Origin of the sequence: Chryseobacterium sp., from assembly GCF_045629545.1 — a bacterium.
Taxonomy (GTDB): domain Bacteria; phylum Bacteroidota; class Bacteroidia; order Flavobacteriales; family Weeksellaceae; genus Chryseobacterium.
In genome coordinates, this window is sequence record NZ_JAZQRK010000020.1 from 1 (window position 1) to 21,518 (window position 21,518).

16 protein-coding genes are annotated in these 21,518 nt (G+C 35.1%); 2 read left to right on the forward strand and 14 right to left on the reverse strand.

Annotation, left to right across the window (positions count from 1 at the left end; genetic code table 11):
* Positions 1-302 precede the first annotated feature (302 nt).
* Positions 303-926, reverse strand: coding sequence for a hypothetical protein (locus tag ACKI42_RS04450; protein WP_407402865.1), 624 nt, complete (start codon positions 924-926; stop codon positions 303-305).
* 384 nt (positions 927-1,310) lie between these two features.
* Between ACKI42_RS04450 and ACKI42_RS04455 the strand changes: the two genes are divergently transcribed.
* Both ACKI42_RS04455 and ACKI42_RS04460 read left to right on the forward strand, forming a co-directional pair.
* Complete coding sequence (locus ACKI42_RS04455) at positions 1,311-1,706, forward strand: acyl-CoA thioesterase (RefSeq protein ID WP_407402867.1); 396 nt, start codon at positions 1,311-1,313, stop codon at positions 1,704-1,706.
* Between the two features lie 230 nt (positions 1,707-1,936).
* Positions 1,937-2,437 carry a peptidylprolyl isomerase gene (locus ACKI42_RS04460; RefSeq protein ID WP_407402869.1) on the forward strand — a complete coding sequence of 167 codons (501 nt, stop codon included), beginning with the start codon at positions 1,937-1,939 and terminating at the stop codon, positions 2,435-2,437.
* A 76-nt stretch (positions 2,438-2,513) separates the two neighbouring features.
* Here the strand turns inward: ACKI42_RS04460 and ACKI42_RS04465 are convergent, their stop codons facing one another.
* From ACKI42_RS04465 to ACKI42_RS04525, 13 genes are all read right to left on the reverse strand, one after another.
* Complete coding sequence (locus ACKI42_RS04465; RefSeq protein WP_407402870.1) at positions 2,514-4,556, reverse strand: alpha-glucuronidase; 2,043 nt, start codon at positions 4,554-4,556, stop codon at positions 2,514-2,516.
* Positions 4,557-4,710: 154 nt separating this feature from the next.
* Positions 4,711-5,679 carry a glycoside hydrolase family 43 protein gene (locus tag ACKI42_RS04470; RefSeq protein WP_407402872.1) on the reverse strand — a complete coding sequence of 323 codons (969 nt, stop codon included), beginning with the start codon at positions 5,677-5,679 and terminating at the stop codon, positions 4,711-4,713.
* A gap of 24 nt (positions 5,680-5,703) precedes the next feature.
* Positions 5,704-6,846 (reverse strand): endo-1,4-beta-xylanase, encoded by a 1,143-nt coding sequence (locus ACKI42_RS04475; RefSeq protein WP_407402874.1) that lies wholly within the window; start codon positions 6,844-6,846, stop codon positions 5,704-5,706.
* 2 nt (positions 6,847-6,848) lie between these two features.
* The gene (locus tag ACKI42_RS04480) at positions 6,849-8,297 is read right to left on the reverse strand and encodes an MFS transporter (protein ID WP_407402876.1); all 1,449 of its coding nucleotides are present in this window, start codon (positions 8,295-8,297) and stop codon (positions 6,849-6,851) included.
* Positions 8,298-8,339: 42 nt separating this feature from the next.
* Positions 8,340-10,262, reverse strand: a complete 1,923-nt coding sequence (locus ACKI42_RS04485; protein WP_407402878.1) for a sialate O-acetylesterase — start codon at positions 10,260-10,262, stop codon at positions 8,340-8,342.
* Positions 10,263-10,922: 660 nt separating this feature from the next.
* Entirely contained in the window at positions 10,923-11,963 is a 1,041-nt protein-coding gene (locus tag ACKI42_RS04490) for an aldose epimerase family protein (protein WP_407402880.1), read from the reverse strand.
* Between the two features lie 30 nt (positions 11,964-11,993).
* A complete protein-coding gene (locus tag ACKI42_RS04495; protein WP_407402882.1) occupies positions 11,994-14,501 on the reverse strand; it encodes a glycosyl hydrolase 115 family protein in 2,508 nt (835 codons plus the stop codon).
* Between the two features lie 7 nt (positions 14,502-14,508).
* On the reverse strand, positions 14,509-16,212 hold the full coding sequence (locus ACKI42_RS04500) for a glycoside hydrolase family 43 protein (protein ID WP_407402884.1): 1,704 nt from the start codon (positions 16,210-16,212) through the stop codon (positions 14,509-14,511).
* Positions 16,213-16,235: 23 nt separating this feature from the next.
* The gene (locus ACKI42_RS04505) at positions 16,236-17,513 is read right to left on the reverse strand and encodes an MFS transporter (protein WP_407402886.1); all 1,278 of its coding nucleotides are present in this window, start codon (positions 17,511-17,513) and stop codon (positions 16,236-16,238) included.
* Position 17,514: 1 nt separating this feature from the next.
* Positions 17,515-18,147, reverse strand: a complete 633-nt coding sequence (locus tag ACKI42_RS04510; protein WP_407402888.1) for a bifunctional 4-hydroxy-2-oxoglutarate aldolase/2-dehydro-3-deoxy-phosphogluconate aldolase — start codon at positions 18,145-18,147, stop codon at positions 17,515-17,517.
* Positions 18,144-19,145: a sugar kinase gene (locus tag ACKI42_RS04515; RefSeq protein WP_407402890.1), complete on the reverse strand. Its 1,002-nt coding sequence runs from the start codon at positions 19,143-19,145 to the stop codon at positions 18,144-18,146. Before ACKI42_RS04515 ends, ACKI42_RS04510 begins: the two co-directional genes overlap by 4 nt.
* A gap of 2 nt (positions 19,146-19,147) precedes the next feature.
* The gene (gene uxaC / locus ACKI42_RS04520; RefSeq protein ID WP_407402892.1) at positions 19,148-20,569 is read right to left on the reverse strand and encodes a glucuronate isomerase; all 1,422 of its coding nucleotides are present in this window, start codon (positions 20,567-20,569) and stop codon (positions 19,148-19,150) included.
* Positions 20,570-20,684: 115 nt separating this feature from the next.
* Positions 20,685-21,500 carry an SDR family oxidoreductase gene (locus tag ACKI42_RS04525; RefSeq protein ID WP_407402894.1) on the reverse strand — a complete coding sequence of 272 codons (816 nt, stop codon included), beginning with the start codon at positions 21,498-21,500 and terminating at the stop codon, positions 20,685-20,687.
* Positions 21,501-21,518: the final 18 nt, after the last annotated feature.

Below are 21,518 nucleotides of genomic sequence, written 5' to 3' on the forward strand. Positions count from 1 at the left end.
TATGTAGAGTTTCGCTTTACATAAATTTTATTTCTTCGTCGGTATCGTTTTTTGAGACTCATATGATTGATGTGGATTTAATAGTAAAGATTTTAGAACAAAATTTAAACTTTTAAAAAAAAGCAGTCCTTCTAAAAAAACTGCTTTGTCTATCTCAATTCTAAAACCGAAAACTCCATAAAGAAACATTACACCGCTGAAAAGCTCCCGAAGCTGTGCCTGTCGAAGTATTAAACGGGCTTTCATTTGCCTACGGCGAAGCTTCGGATTCGTATCCTGCGGACAAGACGAAAGCTTAGTTATTATCTGCAGTCTCTTTTTAACAGTTCAATTTCAAACTTCATTTTTTGTTCCCAATTCTTGCCGTTTCGTTTCTCAAGATATGGTTTAACTATTTCAGCATACTTTTCTTGTGCTTTATTTTGATCTTCCATGATATTGCAACCAGTATTAAAATATGTTACACCATATTTTTTATAAATACTATCAATTTTGTTCTCTATAGTTTGGTCACATTCAGAAATTATTAAGCCTCCTGCATATTCATAAGTTACATTATCGGCTGTAATATCTTTTTTAGCTTGAGTTATATAAATGTTTTCAAGTTTCAGATAGTTTATTTTGTTTTCATTGTATTTTGAAAATCCTGTAAATACTAAAAAGAATAGAAAAATTGTATTTATTAATGCAAAAAATGCAAGAAATTTATGCTTAAAACTTAAATTTTGAATATTCAAATTTGAAATTAAATAAGTGATTACTACTATTATACTAAACGTAATTAGAAGATATCCGAAGCCATAATTACTAAAATTGTGGAATAAATCAAATTTTATTGGATAATTTATAGCATAGAATTCTCCAATATTTGAAATAAATATTAAAATAAGAATTATGATATTTAATATTGTCAATTTCTTTATCATGGCGGTTCTGGAGAGATTCTGACTAACGTTAAGTTTAAGTTTAAGTATTGATAATCAGTTTTTTGTGAATTTTATATCTTTGTCAGTCAGACCAAATTTAGTGATTTGTTTTTGAATTCTGTTGACCATTTTTAGTTTTCTTTTTTCATCCAAGAAATCATATATAGAGGTAAAACCTCGTTTGCGTTTATTTATATAAAACAAATTATATTTCTCTACTTTATCAATTGCTGATGAGTTCCAAATTTGGAGTTGTTTATAATGGCAATATAAAATTGCTAATTTTTCCTAGACTATTTATCATAAACAATTTTAACCATATTCTTTAACAAAAAAAGAAATAATGTAATTCCTATGGCTTAAATTTACACTATTAAATAAATTATGAGTTTAATATACAGTAAAGACATCGTAGTGACGAAAGAACATTTAGACCAAAATAATCATGTGAACAATGTACAATATGTGCGTTGGGTGGAAGAAATTGCCGAAGAACATTGGGAATCTGTGAAGCATATGTGTCAATATACCAATGATTATTGGGTGATGTATGACCATCATATACAATATAAAAAACAGCTTTTTTTGGATGATATTGTTACCATAAAAACCTATCCTTTGCCTCCAGATGGTGTAAAGCAACCTAGAAAAGTAGAATTCTATTGCAACGGAAAATTGATGGTAGATTCCCGAACTCTTTGGATCTTATTCGAGAAAGAAACCAACAGAATGCGCCGTTTGGATAGCCATTGGCTAGATCAATTTTCTTCTGGTATTTAGATCTTTGTAATTTGATTACCATTTTTATATCTTATTGTATAATGTGAAAATACCAGCTCGGCAGGAAATGATATAGCCAATAGTAGAGAGTAGAAATCTAAACCTCAAAGAGATTATTACTATCTGTTACAAATGATAGTTTTCGTATTACACAACGAGTTTTAAAATCAAAAGATTACCTTTGCATAATTAATAAAAAGGAATCCATAATCCTAAAAACGAAAAATAAAATGGCTATAGAAAAAAATAACGTTGTTGCGTTAACTTACACACTTCATACTGTAGGAGAAAATGGAGAAAAAACTTTTGTAGAACAAACAACTACAGAAAACCCACTTACATTTTTGTACGGTGTTGGGATGATGTTACCAAAATTTGAAGAATATATTTCTGATCTTAATGTAGGTGACAAAAAATCTTTCGATTTGCCCGCAGTAGATGCTTACGGAGAAAGACAAGACGATGCAATTGCTCAGTTACCTGTAGATATGTTTCAGGAAGCAGGTATGCCTCCAGTAGGTGCGATGTTGCCTTTGCAAGATAATGCAGGAAACAGCTTCAATGCAGTAGTAGTAGAAGTTACAGACGAAGTAGTAGTAGCAGACCTTAACCACCCAATGGCTGGTATGAATTTGTCTTTTGATGTAGAAGTAATTTCTGCACGTCCAGCTACAGAAGAAGAGTTGGCTCACGGTCACGCTCACGGAGTAGACGGTACAGAAACTCACTAATAAATAGCGACTTATTGTGCTTTATAAAAAGAAGCTACGACCCAATCGTAGCTTCTTTTGTTTTTTCTATAAGATATTAGTTATGATGTCCCATATTCAATTTTATTTTCTTTAAATCTTCCAACTCGTGTACAGGCCTTTCGATATCGTAAGGAATTGGCATTTTAGAAAATGTTTGGAAATACAGCAAACATGCATCCTTCCACCATACAGCATCTTTAGATTGTATCTTTAATCTGGATTGTATGTGTTTGAATCTTTCTTCGTCTACATAAGGTTCCATTTTATCCCAAAGAATTTGGTATTGTCTTACATTTTTAACCCCATTATCATATTGATAAGCCATATTTTCCCAAAGATTTTTACCGTTCTTCATCTTGTAAGTCCAAGGTACTCTGTGGAACCAAAGAATCATATTTTCTGGTGTTGTCTCTACATCGTTATACATTTCTTTTAGCGGCGAACTGTATTGAGATGATGCGTTACTACCTTTACTACTACGATCGAAACCTATACCGTTAACATCAGCTTTATGATAATAATACGGTGACCAATCTGCCCTTGTATTTTCGTAGTTCCCCCAAGGTTCTGGACCGTAATGATGAACGCCTGCAAAGATATGATGTAGTCCCAAAGGCATCATATAATCCACCGTAGTTTCGCGAGAAGTTAACATTATCTCTTTAACTGGTTTTAGAAAATTGGCTTCGCTAGTAAATGTTTGCTTAATCCACTCGTCTGCAATTTGTTCTGATGATAATTGATGATTCCAAGCCAAACGTCCGAAAGCATACCAGTTAGCTTGTGCAAAATGGTGTCCTGTCCAGTTGGTATCTTCACCAATATTAGCGACCGCAGAAATTGCTGTTACCTTTGCAGGTCGCAATGTCCCATCTGTTAATTTGGCGATTGTAGACCCTTTACCATCCGAAAATGTATCACTATCCAAATTTTCTTTAAACATTGGTGCCAAATAAACCAAGTGATTAGAATGGCCTAAATATTCTTGAGTTAACTGGAACTCTACCATCTCTGGCGTTTTCTTTAACGCGCCGAAAAGTGGGCTAAATACTTCTCTTGGTTGGAAGTCAATAGGACCATTTTTAATTTGTATGATAACGTTATCATCGAACTGACCATCCAAAGGTTTAAACTCTAAATAAGCTTGCTTAGCACGATCATCAGAACTTGGGCTATACACAAAAGCACGCCACATAATAAGTCCACCATAAGGCTTCAAAACTTTGGCCATCATATTGGCTCCGTCTGCGTGTGTACGTCCGTAATCTTGTGGACCAGGCTCGCCTTCGGAATTAGCTTTAACCAAGAATCCTCCAAAGTCTGGAATCGTTTTATAGATTTCAGCAGCTTTATCTTTCCACCAATTCTGAACGTCTTTATTAAGCGGATCCGAATTTTCTAATCCATCAATAACTTTAGGCGAAGAAAAATTAACGGATAAATAAACCTTAATCCCATAAGCTCTAAAGATGTCTGCCATAACTTTAACCTTATCTATATAATTTTTCTTTAGGATATTAGGCGATGCGTTAACATTGTTAAGCACAACAGCATTAATCCCAACAGATGCGTTGGCTCTGGCATAAGCTTCGTAACGTGGTGAAATTTTGTTAGGAAGATCTTCCCATTTCCAAAGTGATCTACCAGCATAACCACGCTCTACAGTACCGTTAAGGTTGTCCCAATGATTGAGAATTCTCACATCGTAAGATGGCTTTTCTGTAATGTTAAGTTGAGATAAATTGGATTTTGTTTCTTGCAACCTTAGCAAATGATAAACTCCATATAACAACCCGCTTTCTTTAGCAGCTGAAACAACAATTTTGTTACCCGATGTTTTAATAGTATAACCATCTTTTAGCGAAGATAATTTGTTATCTATTTTTAGCTCGATGGCTTGTCCTTGCCAATAATTTGTTAGTTCCGTTTTCGCGATTTGCAAAGTTTTAGAATTGCCTTTCGAAACAATTTTTTCTTTAGCTAAACCACCTTTAGCATTTGGAAATCGTAACCATAATTGGCTACCATCTTCTGCGTGAAAACTTAATGGAATCAAAAGTAAGAATAAGCCTAAGTTTCTAATTTTTCTAAGATTCATAAAAGGTTAATTTTGAGTAAATTTTGGGATCGTACTTTCATATTTTGGAAATACATTAACCCAAATAATTAAAAGTAAAGTCCTTGAAGACTCGGCCGAAATACATATTCCAACCAAGCCCCAAGATCAAATTTTATAAATTAATCTTTACAGATTATTGCTCCATTCCTTCGATGGCTTTTATAGTGCCATCTTCATTGTATTCTAGTTCAACAACTTTTAGACTTCTTAGCCAAGTTTTGCCTTCAGAAGGAACACAATCGTGGAAGAATAACCAGTTTTTTCCTTTGTATTCTACAATACTGTGATGCGTTGTCCAGCCTACAACAGGCGTCAAAATTACCCCCTGATAAGTGAAAGGTCCGTAAGGATTATCTCCTACTGCATAACAAAGAAAATGCGTATCTCCTGTGGAGTAAGAGAAGTAATATTTACCATCGTGTTTGTGCATCCAAGAAGCCTCGAAGAAGCGATAAGGATTACCATGTTTTAGTTCTTCTCCGTTTTCGTCAAGAATTTTAATATCTCTAGGTTCTTCTCCAAATTCTAGCATATCGTCTCTTAAAACAGCAACTTTAGGACAAAGAGCTGGTTCGTCTTCATTAGGAAGAATTGCAGATTCTAACGCTTTGTTATTTCTGTAACGTTGAAGTTGGCCTCCCCAAATTCCACCAAAGTAGAAATAGTGTTTTCCATCTTCCTCGAAAACAGCAACGTCGATGCTATAAGAACCCATCATTGGATGTGGTTGTGGAACGAAGGGGCCATAAGGTTTGTCTGAAATTGCAACGCCGAAACGGAAGATGTCGTTTTTATCCTTTAAAGGGAAATATAGATAATATTTACCCTCTTTGTAAGCTACATCACAATCCCACAATTGGCGACCTGCCCATGGAATATCTTCTACCGAAAGAGCAACTCCATGATCTGTAACTTCGCCATTTTCTACATCTTCCATAGAAAAAACGTGGTAATCTTTCATGTTGAAATGATCTCCATTGTCGTTTTCTTCTACTCCACTTTCCCAATCGTGAGAAGGATAAATGTATAATTTACCATCGAAAACGTGAACGGATGGATCTGCCATATAATCGTTCGGTACAAGGTATTTTGCTTTCTTCATTATATCAATTTTTATAGTATTTATTTAGTTTTTTTTTTCTTCAGCCAACTGAATCAGTTTTTTTACAATAGGTTTTGTTTGATATTTTCTATCAAATAATAAAGGATAATCCGTCCTTCCCTTTATTGGGAAATCGTTTTTCCAAGAGTCTATGTCCGTTACGCCCCATTGGGTTACCCTTTTTACTTTATCTTTATGTTTTAAGAATAAAGAAAAGAAATCCATATATCTTTTTTCCCATTTTGTAGTTGCTGTCTCTGACAAACCAGAAGTATAGGGATTAAGCTCTTTCTCGTAAGCCTGTGTATCGGCGATATTAGAAGATATTTTGTGAGGCGAAGGCAAGGCACTGATGTCTAGCTCTGTAGAACTCACTTTCACTCCAGCATTGGTATAAGCGATGATGGCTTTCTCATATTCTTCTATCGTAGGATAATCTAAGCCTACATGAGTTTGTAATCCCATCCCATCTATTCTTATTCCTCGAGATTTCAAATCTGCAATGAGTTTTACAACTGTTTCCACTTTCCCTTTATGCCACTCATTATAATCATTATAGTACAACTCTGCATTAGGGTCTGCTTCGTGTGCATATTGGAACGCCAATGGGATAAACTCTTCTCCTAAAATTTCATAGAACTTACTTTTTCTATAAGAACCGTCTTCCATGATGGCTTCGTTCACTACATCCCAACCATGTATTTTCCCTTTATAGCGAGACACAACTGTGGTAATGTGTTTTTTCATACGTTGCTTCAAAACTTCAGCAGACACATTTTTGCCCTCTTTATCAGTAAAGAACCAATCGGGAGCTTGTGAATGCCAAACTAAGCAATGTCCGATAATGAACATCTTATTTTTTTGTCCAAAAGCAACAAATTGATCGGCATCATCAAAAAAGAATTCTCCTTCTTTGGGCTGAAGAAACATCGACTTCATACAGTTTTCAGCAACAATAGAATTAAACTGATTTTCGATAATAGCCACCGCTTTTTTATCGTTATTATGAATGGCGTCTAGATTAATCGCCGCACCTACATAAAAGTGATTTTTAAAACCTTCCTTCAGTGTTTGTGGAGATTGTACAGAAGCTGTTTTCTGAGTTGTTGAACAAGATGTTAAACTAATAGCTGCAATAGATAAAGCAGTAATAACGATATTTTTCATAGTTATTTTTTTCTTCTTTCTTTTAAATCATTTTCAATTTGAACTTCCATTTTCTTATCAATTTTATATAAAAATAAAAGTCCACAAGCTGCAAAGAACGGAACGGCAGGAAAAATACTTACTAGCATTTTTGCGCCTGCAGCTACTGTTTCTGGTTGGATAACACTAGCGCCACCTTCTGCAGAAATATATCCGTAGGTACTGATAATCCATGCCACCAAAGAGCTTCCGATACTTAATCCTACTTTTAGACCCACCATCATGGCAGAGAAAATAATTGCTGTTGCACGACGGTTATTTTTCCATTCAGAATAATCGGCAACGTCAGCAATCATCGCCCATAATAATGGCGTACTAATACCATAGAAGAAACCGTGAAGAATCTGCGCTCCAAACATCAATAACACCGATTCTGGAGGGAAGAAAATAAACATGGCAATAAATAAAGTTGAAATAAAAAGTGAGGTCATAAAAGTATCCCTTTTTCCAAATTTATCAGCAAATCTCTTGGAGAAAGTAATCCCAATAATCATCATAATAATTCCACCAGCATTGAATAATCCGAAACCTGCAGATTTAGGATCAGCACCAAAGAAATTCATCCCTATAGAATCAAAAAATGCTGTAATAGGTAAAATAAAAGATTTAAGAGAATGTTCGTCTACATAATTATTAAAATAATACACGAAAGATCCTCCTTTCATTGCCAAAGTAATAAAGATCAAAGTGGTTACAGACAGCATAATGATCCAAGGTTTATTTTGAAAAAGATCCTTAAGGTCATCTTTAAGATTAGATTGTTGCTCTGCAGTTGGTACTACTCTTTCTTTAGTTGTAAAAAAAGTCATTAGCAACATAATTGTTCCGATAATCGCCAACCATGTCATCACAATTTCTATACCGGCTGCCTTATCGCCTTCTCCAGCAGATAATATAATAGGCAACATAAATACTTGTACAAAGAACTGCGCAAACATTACAGCTACGAAACGATAAGAAGAAATACTGTTTCTTTCTCCCATATCTCCTGTAATTACTCCGCTAAGAGCAGAATAAGGCAAGTTGTTCCCTGCATATAAAAGAAGCAAAAGAGAATACGTAATTGCTGCATACATTACCTTCCCTTTATAATCGAAATCTGGAGTACTAAAAGCCAATAAAGCGCAAACACCTAAAGGGACAGCTGTAAACAAAATCCAAGGACGAAATTTTCCCCATTTAGTTTTCGTACGGTCTGCAATAGCACCAATTACAGGGTTGAACCCAAAACCTGCGATAAGGCCTACAATCAGGGTGATTACTGATGCATCTTCTGCCTTTAGACCATAAATATCGGTATAGAAATACGCCAAGTAAGTAACTAAGGTCTGAAAAACCAAATTTGCAGCGAGGTCTCCCAAACTGTAGCCCACTTTTTCTATTACTGATATTTTTTGAGATTGATTATTCATAATCTTTTACAATATTATTTACTTAAAAATTTATTAGTATTATTAATTTTCTGTAGTGAATGATGAAGCTGGCAACCCCGCTGTATTTTTCAGATTGGCTGTATCTGGATTGTCAGCCCAGGCATAACGCACCGCTTTTGGTTGGGTAATTTCGTCTGCCCAAACTATTAATTTATTACCTTTTATCTTTGCTTTTGCCCAAACCCACTTTCCATTGTCGCCTTGTATCGCAAAGCCATTTAGATCCTTCACTTTAGCAAAATCATCGGTTCCATTTTCGAATGTAAGAATAGCTTTACCTTTTTTAAATTTTGCGGATTGATAAACGGGACCATCAGCAGTTATTTTTTCGTTATAGCTTATTTTCTGAGCTTGCAACGCCACGCGGTCTCCCACCGATTTTTTGTTTAATGGATGAATGTCATTCCACTCTCCAATGTCATGACTTACCACCAAACCAGTGTTAGAAACTTTTTGCGAAACTTTTCTTTGTTGATCTCTAAGTTCTGCCCAATTGCTTTCTATAGGTTGTTCTGAAGCTACCATAAAATTGGATAACTGAACCACAATAAATGGCATATCTTTATGCTCGAATTTTGTTCTCCAATCTGAAATCATCGTCGTTAGCAAATCTCCATATTCTTGAGGTTTCCCAGTGTTGCTTTCGCCTTGGTACCAAATGGTTCCTCTGATGTTGTAATTAATCAAAGGATGAATCATCGCATTGTACAAACCGGTAGGCTTCCAACGTATAAAAGTCTGTCCGGGCGCTACACGATTCATTTTCGAACCAATATTGTATTTCCAATTGCCTTTAAGATCTATTTTCTGACCTTCCATTTCTAGATAATATGGCTTATCTACTACAAATTCTCCTCTTCCACTACCATTGATGGCGCGTACAGTTATGATATTTCTCCCATCTTTCAAAACACCTTCAGGGATTTTGTACCATCTTGGTGGATATTCGTAAGTTACATTTCCTACCTTTACTCCGTTGATATACGTTTCATCCGCATCCTTTATTCTTCCTAAATTTAAAAAAGCAGTTTTACCATTGCTCACAGTAGGAAGTACAATTTCTTTTTTCAACCAAATAATTCCTTCAAATTCTCCTTCATGATCTTCCCAAGAACCTGGAACACTCATTGTCTTCCAAGAAGAAAAATCGGTAGCATTGCTTGTCCAATTTTGTTTTAAACCCAAATCGGTAGCGTTTAGTTCTGCATACCATGCGTCACTCAGATTCCTTTCATTGGATTCTGTATTTTTTATAAGGTCGTCACTTTTCCATTTTTCAGCTTCCGCCAAATAATCTGGATATTTTTTTAAAGTAGACGGATCCATCCATGCCTGAATGGGTGAGCCACCTAAACTAGAATGCAAAATTCCAATAGGAACATTGTATTTTTCGTTTAGATTTTTAGCAAAAAAATATGCAACAGCAGAGAAACTTGCTATTGTACTCGATGAAGTTGATTCCCATTTTCCACCACTAATATCAACTTGAGATTGTTTAAAATTATACTTTTGAGGAACTGTGAAAAATCTGATATTTTTGTTGTAAGCCGAAGCAAATTCCTTTTCGTACAAAGGCTTTACACGGTACATCGGCAACTCCATATTAGATTGTCCAGAAGCCAACCAAACATCACCTACCAAAATATCTTTTAGAGTAATCTCATTAATAGTCATCGTGTAGGGACCGCCTGCTTTATGAGATGGAAGCAAAATCTGCCAATTACCATTGATATCGGCTATCGTATGGTATTTTTTATTTTGAAACTGAACGAAGACTCGCTCTTTAGAATCTGCTTTCCCCCAAATTTTAATTTTTTGATCTCGCTGCAAAACCATTCCATCAGATACCAATGCTGGAAGTTTTATTTTTGCCTCCATCATTGTACCTAACCCCATTAGTCCAAATGATAGCGAGACTACTTTTTGTTTTAATTTTTGGTTCATGCTTAATGGTATTTATAAAATTTTAAAAAATAAGAAATACTTCTCTATTCATGGATTAAGAAGGTTCGCTTTTACAACAAAACGAGCAGTCTAGAGTAATTTTAATATTCATAATAAAGTAGGATACTACTTCCAATTTTCCTATACATCATCCTTCATCAAAAAAGAAATATCTATCAACTATCTACAATAAAAAACAAATAATACATAGTACATCTGTATAGAAGTATCAATATATTTCCACAATTTTAAAAATAAATGAAAGAATTTACATAAAAAAATGATTTGGTTATCCTGAAAATAATTTAAGTGAAAAAAGTGCGTGAAAAAGCTCACTAACAAAGTAAAAACAAAATAACTTATCATTAAAAATAAGATTAGAAATGCAGGATAAATTCTGATGCTATGTTCGAAATAACTGATTAACAAAACCAAGAGAATTTTAAAAATAAAAAGCAAAGTTTAGCTTATCGTATATTTTATAATAACCTCGATTTTTGGATATGAGTAGATGGTGACATTGAGAACAGATTAATTTAACATTAATTTAACTTTTACAAACACAAAAATTCATAGATTTCTCCATGAATTTTTGCTTTTTTTCAATTATAAATTAACCAAAAAACCTCCTCGGCGCTGAAATTATGACTATTTCTTGGTCTATATTGTAAAAAATTTGAATACAGTAGTAGACTCATACTTTTCTTCTGGTTTTATAAATACCGATGGAAAATCCTTCTTGTTGGGCGAATCTGGAAAATGTTGGGTTTCCAAACAGAAACCTGTTCTACTTCCACAGTCCGATCCTTGTTGATTTTTTTTGGTTGAGTTAATATGATTTCCCGTGTACAAATGTACGCCTGGCTCGGTGGAAAGCACTTCCATTACCACACCAGATTCTTCGGAAGATGCCATGCCCACAGATCTAAAACCATTTCCATTGATCACCAAGGTATGATCGTATCCGCAGCCTAGTCCCAAATCAATATCATAAGTATGAATATCATTTCCTAAAGTTTTTGAAATTCTAAAGTCAAAAGGCGTGTCTTTCACAGACTTTAGCTCACCTGTAGGAATCATTGTGTCATCGGTGGGCAAGTAAGCATCGCAATTCAACTGCAATTGATGATCTAGAATATCCTTAGAAAAATCACCCGACAGATTAAAATAAGTATGCTGCGTCATATTCACCACCGTTTCTTTATCAGTGGTAGCCTCGTAAGTTATTTCTAGAGCATTATCAGCAGTCAAAGTGTAGGTAACGCTACTTGCCAAATTACCAGGGAAACCTTCTTCCCCATCATGGCTTAGATAAGCTAGTTGTACTTTATCATTGCTAGTAATTTTTGCATCCCAAATTTTGGTATGAAAACTATTTTTACCTCCATGCAGATTATTCGGCCCATTATTAGCCTCCAACTGATAAACCTCATCATTGATTTTGAATTTCGCATTGGCAATACGATTCCCATAACGACCTATAATAGCCCCAAAAAAGAAAGGATTTTCGAAATAATCTTCAGGATTTTCATATCCAAGAACTACCTCTTTTAGCTCACCTTTTTTAGAAGGCACTTTAAGAGAAGTAATGATGCCACCGAGATTAATAATCTCGACAGACATACCATTGGCATTTTTTAAAGTATATTTTTTTATCAATTCACCCTCCGCAGAGGTTGCGTAATCCGAGATCGTAATCATTTATTTATTATTATATAAAATTCAACTTCATTAGAATTCACTTTCTGGTGCGCCAAGATAAGAAGGTTTGAGACCACCCGTGTTGATTAATATTTTTTCTAAGACTATTGCAGGGTCTAGAACTTTAAATCTTAAAGTATGTTTCCCTTTAGCATCGATCGTAATTTTAGATTTGGATCTGATGATGTGTTCTGCTTGCCACTCTGCTAATTCACCTTTGTAATGTCCATTAAAATTAATAGTCTGTGGGTTTTTACCATCAATAGACAGCTCATATCTAAGACCTTTATTATGGTTGAAATTGAGCGTAGGTGCTAACAATAATTCAATATCAAAAGTACCTATTGTTTCAAAGTTTATATCGTATTCTACATACAAATTGTCCTTCTGTGTAGGATAAGCATTGGCCGGAAAAGTAGTAATTCCCGATTTGGTTTTTCCGAAATTAGGAATCACTTTCCACTCTATTTTCCCTGAATTATTTTTTCTGGCAAAATTTTCAGCTTCAATAGAAACGTAGCCATCCTTTTCCTTGAAAACTTTTTCGGTATTCGGAGATGAAACAACTGTTACTTCCGGCATCACATTATGCTCTGGTTGTTGCCAATAGGTATACCCAATGTGAATTTGATCCATCATATGAGGCCATTTTCCACCTGCAATTTCTTTATTATACTTGTTTACCAAACGTGTATCGTAATCAAAATGTTTTTTTACCTTTTCTGCAAAGTGATTGGCTTCTGGATTATTTTCAGCTGCATATTTTTTGTTATTTGCTAAACTAAAATACATTTCGTACAGATTACTACTTGCATCGATAGGATACAGCACCAGTTGGAAGTAAGCATCCTTATATTCAGCTGGGATGTCGTTATACATACGGTTAGCCTCTAGAGCCAACGTTCGGTATTCGTTGACTACCGTTTCAAATTCTTTATAGTTTTCTAAACTGTATGTTTTATCATTGAGCATTTCAGGCGTCACGCGGCGATTGTATTTCGTATACAAATCGATCATACGAGCGATATCTTTTGCATATTTTTCACCAAATTGTTGAGCCGACCAATTTTCTGTATATTCTAAAAGATTATCTTGGTTAAATTGTTTCGGATTCCAAGCCATATCTAGGAAAAAAGAAATCGGGAATTCCATTGGTTTCAAATCTCCCACATTCACGACCCACAATTTCTTAACTTCGTGCTCGTAGGTAAGGTTCATTTGCTCCCAAATACGTTGAATGGGGCTGATATTGATCCATTTTGAATTTCTAGGGCCTCCTACATAATCAAAATGATAATACATTCCATAACCTCCTTTGTGAAGAGGCTTGGTAAGATCTGGAAGTTTTCTCACATTTCCCCAATTATCATCACAAAATAAAAGAACCACATCATCGGGAACGCGCATTCCAGCATCATAATAATCCTGAACTTCCTTATACAACGCCCAAACCTGCGGGGTTTTGTTGGCTTTTTTTCCTGTCGCTTTTTCAATAATCGAACGCTGATTTTTCACCACATTTTCTAATAACGAAATATTAGTTCCTTCTTCCATTGCTTCATCACCATCTCCACGCATACCGATAGTTACCAAGCGCTCATAGCTATTACTTCGTTCAATACCTTTGGTCCAAAAATCGTCTAAAACTTTTTTATTTTTGGTATAATCCCAGACGTTAGGCAACTTATTTTTAGCGATATAACGTCTCCAGTCTTGCTGGCTCATCGTCATAGGTTCATGATGAGATAATCCGATGACAATTCCCATTTCGTTCGCCAATGGTCCGTTTTGTGGATCATCATCATAGAAAGCACTTCCCCACATTGCTGGCCACATATAATTTCCTTTCAGTCGAAGTACAAGCTCAAATGTTTTCTCATAAAATTTAGAATTGAATCCTCCGAATGTTGCTCTTGCCCAACCTCCCAAAGCAGGTTCTTCATCATTTAAAAATATTCCACGTAATTCTACAGCAGGCTCGCCATCGGTGTAACTTCCTTTTTTGAAGTAGAGATTTTCTTTTTTGGCAACAGGTACATCTGCCCAATAGTTCCAAGGAGAAACGCCTATTTGTTTAGAAAATTCATAGATACCATAAATTGTACCGCGTTTATCACTTCCTGCAATAACGATGACGTCAGAATTATCGTTGGCTTTAATATTTTGAATGATAAATTTTTCGCGTTTGCCTTGTAAGTCTTTAGCATTCATCTTTTTTTGTTTTACTAAAGCATCAATCACAGAATTGCTTCCAATAGTTCCTACAATAATGGTAGGTTTATTAGAATTTGATAATTGATTGATAAATAAGGGTGCTTCACCAGTTACATTTTTAAGATCCGTTTGGAAACTATTTAGAGCTCTTAAAACCCCCTTGTCGATGGTTGTATCATAATAGATATTCGGACGGCTCGACTTATCTTTTATCGTTATTGATTGTTCTGATTTTTGAGTTAAAATAAAAGGATCTGCCGCTTTACAGTAGGCTATAGATATCCCTAATAGAACGAGAGCGATTGATTTTTTAACTATTTTCATAATCCCATTAATTTTTGAAATCCATTATATTATTAGCCGTTGTATACAATCCTATTAAAGCACCTGTGAAACCACCGGCAACATTTGTTGAAAGGATATCTCCAGAAACAGCTTCTCCCAAATTGGTATAGTTTTGCCCATCTACCGAAAAACTGAATTGGTATTCATCTGAAACCACATTCACCTTCATCTGTATTGTTTTTTTGTAATTTATTTTTTGGCTCGCAAGCACTTTTGATACTCCTTTTTCTGTTTTTTCTAATACAATATAGAAGTCTTTGTTTTTCTTTGTAATTCCGAAAACATAATTGTGATTTTCACTTTGATAACACGTTAGACCTGCCAGTTCTTTTTCAGATTTGGGCTGATAATCTAGCGTTACATTAGCTTGAAAATTTGAATGTTGTTGTCTGTGGAATAACGCAGAAACCGGTGCTTTATCTTTGATATTGGTAGCATAAGCTGCTAATTTTACTCCATTTTTCTGAGTAGAAATAAAACTCTCTCTTGGCCCACGCATGGCAATCCAACGGAAATCTAAGTTTTTATCGGTTAAAGCATCTTCAAAAGTAAAATTACCATTCGGGAAGAATCCGTTTTTACCTGTTTCATTTATAGCGTTGTTTGGCAATTTCATCTTAGGTTTCATCGGTACCAAACCATTTTCGAAAACAGGATAAGTTCCGCTCCAATCTACAGGCAGTAAAAAGGTTTCTCTGCCTGTATTTACTCTATTTTTTTCATTAGGACGAATGCCTAAAAATACGCCATAATATTTACCATCTTTACCTTCTACCAAATCTGCATGTCCCGCCCAATCTACCATATTTGCTCTGTTACGAGGAAAATGACGTTGCGTGAGAATTGGGTTGCTAGAGGCTGGAATAAATGGGCCTTTTGGAGAATCACTCATAAAAACAACTTCACTATGCCAATCTCCTGTACCACCTTCTGCACACATCAGGAAATATTTTCCATCTTTTTTGTACAGATGAGGTCCCTCTATCCATATGGGTTTTTGGGAAATATCTACTCCACCATCAACTACAATTTTATCAGATCCAGCGATTACTTGATCTTTGTCCAAATCATATTCCCACATTTTTATCACACGGTGTCCACTGTATAATTCTTTTCCTGCATCTGGTGCATCATTGTGAAATAAATAGGCTTTGCCATCGTCATCAAAGAATAAAGAGGGATCAATTCCGCCCACTTCAATTTTTTTAACCTCGCTCCAGCCTTTTTCAGGATCTTTAGTTTTCACCACCATATTGCCAATACCGCTTGCAATCTGCGTAGTAATCATATAAAATGTATCGTTGTACTTGTTGTATTTGATGTCTGGTGCATAGATACCCTCAGAAAAACCTGCTTTGTCTACTTTCAGCTGAGAAGGTCTGTCCAATACGTGTCCTATTTGTTTCCAATTTACCAAATCTTTAGATTTAAAAATAGGAACACCCGGAAACATAGAAAATGAAGAATTTACCAAATAATAATCATCCCCTTTTCTCGTTATACTAGGATCTGGGTAGCATCCTTGCAAGATTGGAGAATGCATTTCGTCAGATTTTAAGGGATTTTCATTGTAGATTTTATCATTTCCCTTGTAAGAAAAGTTAGAAAAAACCTGTGCCGAAACAGACTGAGCTGCGAGTAATGCTGCTGCCGAAAATAAAAGTGATTTTGGTTTTAAAAAGTAAGACATAGTTCTTTAGTTTTAATTAAGATTTACTGAACTGATTTTTGTTTATTGATAAATTTGATAAGAAACCAACAAGAGATATAGGAAACTCCTGCGATAAAGAATATGATATTATAACCGCTGTTAATATCTCCTTGTTTTTTGAAATAATCTAAAACAATCCCTATAAATAGAGGGAAAATAATCCCTGCGATAGAACCCATCATCCCACCAAAACCAATCACTGAGCTCACATAAGAATTGGGAAGTTTATCTGAAACTGCCGTCATAAGATTGGCACCCCAGCCTTGGTGTGAAGCCGTTGCAATAGCAATTACAAGGGTAATCATCCACATATTATCCAAATATTTGGAGAACATTACAGGAACTACCATTAAAGCAAATAACAGCATTGTAGTTGTTCTCGCTTTGTTTACCGTCCAACCTTTTTTTATAAATAAACCTGAAATATAGCCACCGCCAATGCTTCCAATTGTGGTTCCACCATAGATTAAGATAAGTGGTAAGGAAGGTTTGGTAAGATCCATCTTGAAAACATCCGCAAAATAAGCAGGCAACCAAAACATAAAGAAGTACCAAATAGGATCGGTCATCATTTTGCCTAATGCAAATGTCCATGTAGCTTTTAGCTTAAAGATTTCTTTAAAAGATACCGCAGGTTGATCTTTGACCTCTACATCCTGATCACTTTTGATATAGGCTAATTCTTCCGAGGATATCTTTTTATTATCTTCTGGTTTACTATAGAATCTCCACCATAATATCATCCATAAAAGTCCAGCCGCACCAATCCAAACGAAAGTTTGCTGCCATCCATAATGTCCCAAAATAAAAGGGACTAAAATGGGTGCTAAGATAGCTCCAATAGTTGCCCCAGAATTGAACAATCCTGTTGCCAAAGCTCTTTCCTTTTTTGGAAACCATTCGGCAACAGATTTTACCGCAGCAGGTATGTTTCCCGCTTCGGATATACCTAATGCTGTTCTTGCTAGTAAAAACCCAAAAGTAGATTTTACCAAACCATGTCCCATAGAAGCAATACTCCATACTACAAGAGAAACTGCATAACCTATCTTAGTACCTACTTTATCAATGAATCTTCCCATCAATAAATTCCCCAACGCATAAGAAGCAGTAAATGCCATTACAATGTAAGAATAATCTTTCTCATCCCACCCGAACTCGCTTTCTAACGTGGGTTTCAGAAGACCCATTACCTGTCGGTCTAAGTAATTGATTGTTGTTGCTAAGAAAACCATAAACAACATAAACCATCTTAAATTTTGTTTTTTCGGTGCTTGCATCTTATGAATTTAGTAGATTAAGTAACTCTTGCACTTTCGTCTGAAGTTCTTCAAGAGAAATATCATTTTTAATTAAAGCACTGCCTTGTCCCACTGCGATTGCCCCACCATTCAGCCATTCGTTTATATCCTCTAGTTCTGCCGTAACTCCCCCAGTTGGCATAAATTCCATACCCGGAAAAACAGGTTTTATAGATTTGATATAATTTTTACCAACCGCATCAGCAGGGAAAATTTTCACCAACCGTAGATCATTTTGGTAGGCTAAATTCACTTCTGAAGGTGTTAATGTTCCTGGAATTAAAAGGATATTTTCTATTTTTGAGCAATCAATTAATTCTTGATTGATTACGGGTGTGATGATGAAATCCGCTTTTGCATCTGCATACAATTTCAATTCAGAAGCGTTTTTTACCGTTCCAATTCCTAACATTAATTCAGGGAATTCGGTAGATGTAATTTCTTTTAATCTTGTAAAATTATCCAAGGCTTTTTCACCACGATTGGTGTATTCTATAATTCGGATTCCAGCTTCGTATAAAGCTTTTACAATTGATTTCGAAACGTCAAAAGAATCATTGTAGAACAACGGAATTATTTTTTGGTCTTTTATTTTTTGTACAATTGGGTTCATAGTTTTTCGATGTTTATCGTTTCGTTAATGGTATCTCCTTTTACAAATAGTTTTTTGAAAGCTACTTTTGAAGCATCTTCTAAAATTTGTTGAATTGGATTATTTTTAAGACTTCCATGGATTAGCGCAGCCATAAAAGAGTCGCCACTTCCTACACGCTCTACTACTTTTTCAGAGTATTGTTTTTCTGAAATAAATAACTGATTGTCTTTAAACAAAGTCGCATAATAATTCACTTCGTCGCCTTGTGTAAACCTAAAAGTATTGGCTACAGTCGTTACATTAGGATAAATTTCTTGAACTTTTTTCGCCGACTTTTTAGCTTGTTTTAAGAGATTTTCGTCATCGAAATTCCCATTCAATTCATATTCAATAGGAATATTTAAAAATTGCTGAATCGACCAAATATTTCCCATCAATAGAGAAACATAAGGCATCAAAAGAGAAATTTTATCGTAAGAATTTCTGTTCACCCAAAGTGCTGCACGATAATTAAGATCCAGTGAAACCCTTATATTTCTTTTTTGTGCTTCCTTCATTAAGTTTAAACATTTCTGGAATGCACTTTCACTTAGAGCGGGTGTAATGGTAGAAATATGCAACCATTTAACCTCATTAAAAAGTTCATCATCTGCAACCAAATTAAATTGAGATTCTGTAAACACCGATGGAAAACGATCATAAACTACGCCTGCATTTTGCATATCTCCATCCAAGGGAAGATAAAAAGTCCCTAATCTCCCATTAGATTCATCAGAAAAAACTTCAATTCCTGCTTTATTTAATTTAGAAGAAAGTTGATTTCCTAAATAATTTTGTGGTAAAGCTGATAACAATTTTACTGGATTTCCCCACTGTGCTAAAGCCGAAGATACATTATATTCTGCACCTCCAACATATATTCTTAAAGATTGATTATCTAGCCAATTTCCTTCTGTATCCGGAGCAAAATGCAAAAGCAATTCTCCGAAACACAATATCTTTTGAGTCTGTTCCATAATTAAAATCCGAAGTAGTTTTTAGTATTATTATAACAGATATCTTGGATAATCTTCCCGACCCATTGTTCGTCATTAGGAAGAAGACCTCTCTCCATTTCGGACCCGAACATATTACACAGTAATCTTCTAAAAAGTTCGTGTCTTGAGAATGATAATAAACTTCTAGAATCCGTTAACATCCCCACAAAAGTGCTTAGAAGTCCGATGTTGGAAATTGTATTCATTTGCTTTTCCATGCCGTCTAATTGATCTAGGAACCACCAAGCTGCGCCAAACTGAACTTTAGATTTTATGCCTCCTTCATTGAAATTCCCTGCTAATGAAGCAAGAACTTCATTATACGCTGGATTTAGATTATAAATAATGGTTTTTGCTAACTGATCATTCGTATTAAGCTGATCCAACATTACACTTAATCTTTGGGCAAAATACTGCTCTCCAATTGCATCATAACCCGAATTTATCCCAATTTTAGTCAACATTGCTGTATTATTATTACGCGTTGCCCCTACGTGGAATTGTTGCACCCAACCTTTCGCTGCATACATTTTACAAAGCTCTTTTAACACATAACCACAAAGTGCATCTGGATTTGAGAAGATTGCTTTATTTCCTTTTAAAAATTCAGAATATTCTTCTTCTAAAGTAGAATTCCAAAGCGTTGTATCTGGGAAATATTCGAACCCATGATCTGAAACCTTAGCTCCTACTTCATCAAAATAATTAATTCTGTTTTGTAAAGCATTTAATAAATCAGATGCAGATTCGATTGTCATCCCACAAACTTGTTCTAACTTTTTAATTGAAGTTAAATACGCTTGAGGATTAATGATATTGATGTAAACATCGGGACGGAATGCTGGTAAAACTTCAGTTTCGAAAGCACTCGATTTTAACGCTTTATGATATCCTAAATCATAAGCAGGATCATCGGTAGTACATAATGTAGTTACATTAAAATTTTTGATGATGGATTGTGGTCGGTAAGCATCAGTTTGTAACGCTTCTTGCATTTGGTTGTAAATGGAAGAAGCCGAATTTTCGTTTAAATATTCTTTAATTCCGAAAGGATTTTTAAGTTCTAAATGCGTCCAGTGAAACAAAGCATTTCTCAAAGTATACGGAACAACAGAAGCCCATTTTTGAAATTTTTCTTTATCTGAAGCTGTTCCAGAAATAAAATGTTCCTCCACCCCGAAATTACGCATTGCTCTCCATTTGTAATGGTCGCCATCTAACCAAATAGCCGTTGGAGAACGGAAGTGATTATTAATAGACATCACATCGGGTTCTAGATGATTGTGATAATCGATGATAGGCATATTTTGAGCAAATCCGAAGTAAAGATTTTCGGCAGTTTTGTTTTGTAAAAGGAAAGCTTCTCCGAAAACATTTTTGCGATCTATAGTATTTGTAGTCATGGTTTTGGGATTTTAAATAAAGTAGAGAAAGAAAAATTAACTTTCAAAAAAATGGCCTAAACAAACAAAAAAATGATGCAAGGCCTTTGTAAAAATATATGTAAAATGAAAAATATTAAACTCCACTAAAAGCACTAAATCCTCCATCTATAGGAAGAAGTGCTCCTGTAATAAAACTTGATGCCTCGGAACATAAAAACTGTACCGCACCATTAAGTTCGGCTGCATCACCAAAACGTCCCATTGGGGTTTTGGCGATTACTTTTTTGCTACGATCCGTTAAAGATCCGTCCTCGTTAATAAGGATTTTTCGGTTTTGATCTCCGATAAAAAATCCTGGTGCTATTGCATTAACTCTTATTTTATCTCCAAATTTCAAGGCAACATCCGATGCCAACCATTGTGTGAAATTGGTAATTGCAGATTTTGCAGCTGAATAACCTGCTACTCTTGTAATTGCCGAATAAGCGGCCATAGAAGAAATATTAACGATACTTCCAGAACCTTGCTCCGCCATTACCTTTCCAAAAACATAGGATGGATAAACAGTACCATTGATATTAAGATCAGTAACCTCGTTCCAACCCATCATATCCATATCAAAAAAAGATTGCTCTGCAGACAAAGTAGCGGTAGGAATGTTACCTCCAGCGATATTTAATAGAATATCAATTTTGCCATATTTCTCAATGATTTTTGCAGATGCTGCTTCTAAACTTTTTACGTCCATCACATTCGCTTCTACAGCAAATGCATCACCTCCATTAGAAGTAAGTTCTGCCACTCTAGAATCCATTTTTTCTTGGCTTCTTCCCAAAGCAACTACCTTTGCACCTGCCTTGATGAAGTGTTCTGCCAAGGTACCACCGAGTACTCCCGATGCTCCGGTAATAACGGCAACTTTACCTTCTACGCTAAATAATTCGTTCATTTCTTTCTTTTTACTTTT